The 6,414-nt window shown below is 70.8% G+C and carries 3 protein-coding genes and 3 pseudogenes; 2 read left to right on the top strand and 4 right to left on the bottom strand.

Annotation, left to right across the window (positions count from 1 at the left end; translation table 11 throughout):
* The 4 genes and pseudogenes from D455_RS0108805 to D455_RS0108820 form a co-directional block, all read right to left on the bottom strand.
* Positions 1–914, bottom strand: a pseudogene (locus D455_RS0108805) (hypothetical protein); the annotation flags it as partial.
* Positions 911–1,975, bottom strand: coding sequence for an AAA family ATPase (locus D455_RS0108810; protein ID WP_017570368.1), 1,065 nt, complete (start codon positions 1,973–1,975; stop codon positions 911–913). The gene D455_RS0108810 and the pseudogene D455_RS0108805, both read right to left, overlap by 4 nt.
* The gene (locus tag D455_RS0108815; protein ID WP_017570369.1) at positions 1,972–3,864 is read right to left on the bottom strand and encodes a VMAP-C domain-containing protein; all 1,893 of its coding nucleotides are present in this window, start codon (positions 3,862–3,864) and stop codon (positions 1,972–1,974) included. Before D455_RS0108815 ends, D455_RS0108810 begins: the two co-directional genes overlap by 4 nt.
* Before the next feature lie 326 nt (positions 3,865–4,190).
* A complete protein-coding gene (locus D455_RS0108820; protein WP_017570370.1) occupies positions 4,191–4,979 on the bottom strand; it encodes an SAM-dependent methyltransferase in 789 nt (262 codons plus the stop codon).
* 188 nt (positions 4,980–5,167) lie between these two features.
* Here D455_RS0108820 and D455_RS0108825 point away from each other — a divergent pair.
* Positions 5,168–5,592, top strand: a pseudogene (locus D455_RS0108825) (YchJ family protein).
* 151 nt (positions 5,593–5,743) lie between these two features.
* Positions 5,744–6,414, top strand: a pseudogene (locus tag D455_RS0108830) (hypothetical protein); the annotation flags it as partial.

Genomic DNA, 6,414 nt, shown 5'->3' on the forward strand with positions numbered 1-6,414 from the left:
ACGACGGCGGTCGGACCGTGGCGGGCCAACAGGTGCAGCACGGACCCCGCACGCCCGGACCACCAGTGCGGCCCCGAGCAGTCGCTCAGGACCAGCACGGCCTGGCGCGTGGAGGGGTCGATCGCGGTGGCCGGGTCCTGTGGAGGGCCCTGGGGGGTCGACGCCACGCCCAACCCCGCCCGGGAGGGGGAGCTGACGAGGTAACCCATGCGGACGTCGCGGAAGACCCCCATGCCGTGCAGCAGGGCGTGGAGTTCCGCGGCCAGGGGCCGCCACAGCCCCATGCTCGGTCCGGTGTCCACGATGAGGAGGAGGTTCAGCCAGCGCTCCTGGGCGGGCACCATCACGGGCACCCACGGTCGGGGGTCTCCCGGAGGCCGGTCGGCGACGCGGTGGGCGGTGGCCTCCTCGTCCACGACCTCGGCGGCGGCCGTGGGAACCCGTAGGTTGAGCGGACGCAACGCGCGCTGTAGTTCCAGGGCCCGGTCGAGCATGGGTGGGACGGGGGCGCGTGTTCCGGTGGCGGGAACGCCCCTGCCCGCTCCGGGAGCCGGAGGGAAGTGGAGCTCCAGGATGCGTTCCGCCCTCTCGACGCTCTCCTCCCTCCCCCGGGGGGCCGTGCGCGGGGCGGGCGGACCCTCGTGGCCGGTCGACCGGGGGAGGCGGGAAGCCGTTCGTCCCGCATGCTTCCGCCGTTCCCCCCTCTCCCGGTCCCCGGCCGGTGGGGGAGACGGTGGGTCGGACGGTGGGCGTACGGATTCCGGGGACACGGCGCGTGCGGGGGCGGACCGGGCGGTGTGGGCGCCCAGCCACAGGGTCTCGGCGATCTCCAGGGGAGTGGGACCGCCCAGCTCGGAGGGCGGTGCCTCGCGGAGCAGGGCGCACAGGCGCTCGTCGAAGGACACCCGGCTCATCCCCGTTCGCTGAGCGGATGCATCAGTTTCTCGGCCAGCCGCTCCCGGGTCATGACCTGGTCCCCGACCGTGTGCCAGCGCATGTAGGCGGCGTTGAGGAGTTGGTCGGTGGCCAGGACGCCGCCGTTCTCCCGGATGGTCAGGAAGTCGCGGGCCAGTTCGTCGACCTGTTCACGGACGTCCTCGGGAAGGTCCTTGAGGTGTTCGCGCACGATGGCGGCCAGTTCCCCGGTCTCCTCGGGCAGTCGAAGCCTCAGCTTGACGCAGCGGCGCAGGAAGGCCGGGGGGAACTCGCGCTCGTCGTTACTGGTCATGATGACCAGCGGGAAGGCACGGCACTCGACCCTGCCGGAGGTGATGGTCACGGACGAGGTGCCGTCGGCGGTCAGCACCTCGACTCCGGGCACGTGGACCGCCTCCGAACCGCCGCCCCTCCCGGAGTCCCGTGCCCGCCGCGCCGACGTGGTGGCGCGCACGCGCATCAGCTCGGGGATCTCGTAGGAGCCCTTCTCGAAGATGGTGAGCAGGTCGTTGGGCAGGTCGATGTCGCTCTTGTCGATCTCGTCGATGAGGAGCACACGCGGTTTCTCGAAGGGCAGCAGCGCCGTTCCCAGGGGGCCCAGGCGGATGTGGTCCCCGATGCGCTCCTCCGGCGCGGAGCCCCCGTCCTCCTCCCGAGCCGTGTCCGCCCGGCTCGCCGAGTACAGGCGACCGAGGGGGTCGTACCGGTACAGGCCGTCGCGCAGGGTCACCCGGCTCGTGATCGGCCAGTACAGCAGCGGCCCGAGCCCCAGTTCGTAGGCGACCGCCTCGGCCAGAGCCGACTTGCCCGCCCCGGGCGGGCCGGTGACCAGTAGGGGGCGGCGCAGGTACAGGGCGGTGTTGACCTGTTCGATCGCCTCCTCCGAGGCGAGGTAGGAGACCGCCGCGTGGGGGTGGTCCGCGCACTCGGGGTGCCTGAGCGGGGGACCCCCGTCGAAGGCGCGCCACGGGGGAGCCTCGGGCAGGCCCTCGAACTCGTGGGGCTCCTGGGTGCCGCGGAAGATACGCCAGTCCGTCATACCGGGTCCTCACTTGCCATGTACATGGGGGGATCGGTGTTGTGGTCGATGCGTTCGGGGTCGTTGACGACCAGGGAGAGCTCGTGGCCGCAGTGCTCCTCCTCGTCATCCTCGCCGAGCGCCTGTCTGCGCACGTCGTGGACCTTGACGGCGAGTTTGTCGAACGGTGTGGCCTCGACCAGGCGTTTGAGCTGCTCGGCCCGGCGCGCACCGGAACAGTCGTCGTGGGACTCGTGGCCGCAGGCCCGGCGTGGCAGGAGCATGATCGGCACACCGGCGTCCAGCGCGCCCTCGAGGTGCGGATCCCGGGCGCGGGTGGAGTGGATCAGCGCGTGCTTGTCGAAGCAGGCGTTGAGTTTGCGTTTGGTCTTGACCCGGTCGGTGGCCTTGGTGCACGCGAAGACCTCGGCTCCGGCACTGCCCTGGGCCTGGAGCCGGTCCCACCGCTGCCTGGTCGCCGCGTTCCGGTGGAAGGCGGTTCCGGTCTCGTCGTCGGAGGCGGTCTCCGCTCCCTGGTACAGCGTCATGTGGAGTTCCGAGGCGGAGACCACCACGGGGTAGCGGTCGGTGATCTGCATGAAGGATGTGAGGTTCCACAGTTCGAAGTCCTGGTGGAACAGGGGGACCGGCACCACGAACTCGAAGAGCGTGTTCGCGTCCCGCCTTCCGTGGTCGAGGAGGAGCGCGTTCAGGTGTCTCTCGACCGAGGCCCGGATTCCGTCCTCGGACACCCCGGTCAGCTCCAGGGGCTCGCCGGGCACGCCGTCGTCCTCACGCCTGAGAGTGACGGTGTAGGTGCCGTCGTAGAGCAGCTTGTGGGCGACCACGGTGACGTAGGAGGGGGCGACCGGATGGGTGAGCTCCTCTCCGTGGTGGCGTGCCAGCCAGGCGCCCAGCTCGCCGCGCCGGTCGGGCGGGAGATGGTCGTGGACCCGCCTCAGGAACCTGCGGAGGTCGTCCGCGCGGTCGGCGGACATGCCCTTCTCCGCGGTGTGGCGTACCCACTGCCAGGGAGATGAGGGGCGCGAGCCCGCGTCGGGGTCGTGCTGGAAGTGGGGAACGCTCACCTCGTGGACCCTCGCGAAGTCGACCTCGTCGGCGAGCTCCGTGACGATCGGGCGCAGTTCCCGGCGAGCGGCCGTGTCGAGCCACCCCAGGTCGACGTGGTCGTCGATCTCCTCCCAGACACGTGCGATCGCCTCCAGGGAGATCAGTGTTCCGCTCTGCCCCTCCACACGTTCGTCCCCGGTGCAGACCATGCCGACGACATGTCCGTAACACGACTCCCATCCCCGCCACCACGCCCTGGTGAGATAGGCTCCCCCGCCGCTGTAGCCGTGCCTGATCGTCCCCGGTTCCCCGAGGAGGAGTCTGATCTGCCACCTGTCCTGGGTGACCCGTTGGTCGAAGGTGGTGAGCAGTTGCAGGACGGCTCCCTTGGCGTCGTCGAAGACCTTCTCCGAGGAGCGGCCGTCCCCGGGTGTTCCCCGGGCGGCCCCGGTGGGAAACCCCAGGGCGGACAGCTGGACGTCGTAGCCCTCGCTGGCGGTGTCCGCAACGAGTCGGGTGGGATCAGGGAGGGGGAGGGTGTCGATGGAGAGCAGGGGAGCGGAGGGGATGAGGGTGTCCTGGAAGAGCTCCAGGACGGCGACGTCCGGCTCCCCGGCACGCCGGTTCGCCCGCTTCACGACCCGTGCCAGAAGATCGCCGTCGTCGCCCGCCAGAGGGAAGAGGACGCGGACCCACGTGTCGTCGTCGACGCGCTCCACGTTGTGGGCGCAGGTGACCACGTGGCGGGAACCGACGAGGAACGCCGAGCCGAGGGTCCTCTCCTCCCCGGTCCCCTCGTCCATGGCGGACAGACGGGCGCGCCAGGAGAAGCCGGGCATCACACGGTTCCCGTCACGTGCTCTTCCTCGGCCCACGCGCGGGGGCCGTCGATGGTACTGGGAACGAACGTACCGGTGCCGCACCGGGCCGGTCCTGTCACGGAGGCCTCCTGATCGGGTGGGGGAAGGGAGTGCGGGGCAACATGCAAGCACATCGGCCCTCCCTCCGTGGGAGGTTGGCGCGAAATGCCGTGATGTGGTTACCGGAGTACGTTCTCCTGGCCGGGAGCCCGCGGGTGCTCCTCTCGGACGAAAACCCGCGAGTTCCCTCCCCGCCGATTCCATCGCCTGGGTCCGGAGGGGCCGCGGAGGGGCGGGCGTCCGGATCAGGGCTTGCGCGCGACGCCGCCGTACTGGGCGATCTCCTTGGCCCGGCCCACCTCGGCGTGCGCCGGCCGCCAGAACGGGATGGACACCACTCCGGGCTCCAGCAGTTCCAGACCCTCGAAGAACGCCTCGATCTCCCTGACCGTGCGCAGGTGGTAGGGCGCGGTCGCGCCCTCGTTCCACGCCTTGGTGGCCGCCACGATCTCCGGTCCGGTGTCGGTGCTGTCGCACATCGCGAGGAAACTCCCCGAGGGCAGCGCGTCCAGGTAGGTTCGCACCAGGGCGTAGGTGCTCTCCTCCACCGGGTAGTGGCCCAGGGTGCCCAGGAAGGTGAGCGCGATCGGCCGGGTGAAGTCCAGGTGCCGGCGAGCCTGGTCCAGGAGGGGACCGGGTTCGGTGAGGTCGGCGTCGACGTAGTGGGTGCTTCCCTCGGCGTTGCTGGTGAGCAGGGCCCGGGCGTGGGCGAGCACCATGGGGTCGTTGTCGACGTAGACGACCCTGGCCTCGGGCGCGGCGGCCTGGGCCGCCTCGTGGGTGTTGTTGGCGGTGGGCAGTCCGGTGCCGATGTCCAGGAACTGGCGGACGCCCTCCTCCCGGGCCAGGTGGGTGACCGCGCGGATGAGGAACTCGCGCTCGGCGCGGGCGATCTCGACGATCTCCGGGAAGGCGCGTTCCACCTGCTCGCCGAGTTCGCGGTCGACGGGGTAGTGGTCCTTGCCGCCGAGCCAGTAGTTCCAGACCCTGGCGGAGTGTGCCACGGTCGTGTCGATGGGGGGTGTGTCCGTCACGGGGAAGCCTCTCGATCACGGGATGCGACGGGCGTATCATCCCGGCCGCCGAGTGCGGCGTGCAACCCGAAAGCCCTGCGGCGCGGGGCTTCTCCGCTCCTGAGGCGTTCCGTGGCCGGAGCCCCGCCGGTACACCGCTCGCGGGGTTCGGGACGACGCCCGCACCGACGGGCGTCACAATGGGAGGCATGTCGCAGCGCAGACCACGCAACCGCCGTCCCTCCGCACCCGACGCCGCCGCACCCTGCCCCTGCGGCTCCCCCNGGCCTACGGGGACTGCTGCGGCCGTCTGCACCGCGGTGAGGCGTCGGCCCCCACCGCCGAACGGCTCATGCGCTCGCGCTACAGCGCCTTCGCCGTCGGCGACCGCGACTACCTCCTGAGGAGCTGGCACCCGCGTACCAGGCCGCGCCGCCTGGACCTGGAACCCGCGACGGAGTGGGTACGCCTGGAGATCCTGTCCAGCACGGGCGGCACCCCCTTCCACAACGAGGGCACGGTCGCCTTCCGTGCGGTCCACCGGGAGGGCGGACACGAGGGGGTGCTGGAGGAGCACAGCCGCTTCGTGCGCCACGACGGGGTTTGGGTCTACCTCGACGCCCTCCCGGGCTGAGCGCCCTCCCGCAACGCCCGCCATACGCGGCTCCCAGACGACGTGCGATGAACAGCGTTAGGTGTGGGTCCGGTTACGGTCTGTCCTTTGGGCAAGATAAGAATGGTGCGTTAATTCCGTCGCACGATCCCACACGGACACGGAGTCACACATGACCTCCCACGCCCCCGGTCCCCTGGAACAGGGTGAACTCCTCCAGGACCTCGCCAGGCGACTGGTCGCGGTCACCCCCGAGGGATGGCAGCAGCTCACCTACATGGCCAGGATGATCGGCGCCCTCCGCAGCGACATGCTCGCCGTCCAGGAGGCGGACGGACAGGTCCGACAGGTGGAGGTGCCCGACGGCGTCGCCGACGTGGTCGCCGCGCTCAAGCGATCCGGTTTCCAGGAGGGCAAGGGCACCTGGCTCTCCATGATCATCTCGGTCCACCACACACACCAGTTCGACGTCGAGTACAACCACGACACCGAGCCCGACCTCCCGCCCGGGACGAGCCCGCTCGTCTACGCCCAGGAGCTGGCGAGCTTCCCCCGCGCGCAGGACCAGATCCCGGACTGGCTCGGTTCCCGGCTGGAGCAGGCGCGACAGCTCGACCCCGAGCGCATGTACGCGGAGTTCGGCACCGCTCTGGTGGAGGCCTGCTCCCGCCAGGGGCTGCGCGCCGAGTACCTGCCCGCGACCGGCCTGCGCGTGTTCGCCCCCGACGGCTCGACCCTCATGGACGCCGACCTCAGGGACACCTTCGACCAGGCCGCCATCGCACCGGAGGAGGAGCGGGCGGGCCTGGCCAACCACTTCGCGGGTTTCATGGCCCGCGCCGC

Origin of the sequence: Nocardiopsis halotolerans DSM 44410 (assembly GCF_000341065.1) — a bacterium.
Classification (GTDB): Bacteria; Actinomycetota; Actinomycetes; order Streptosporangiales; family Streptosporangiaceae; genus Nocardiopsis; species Nocardiopsis halotolerans.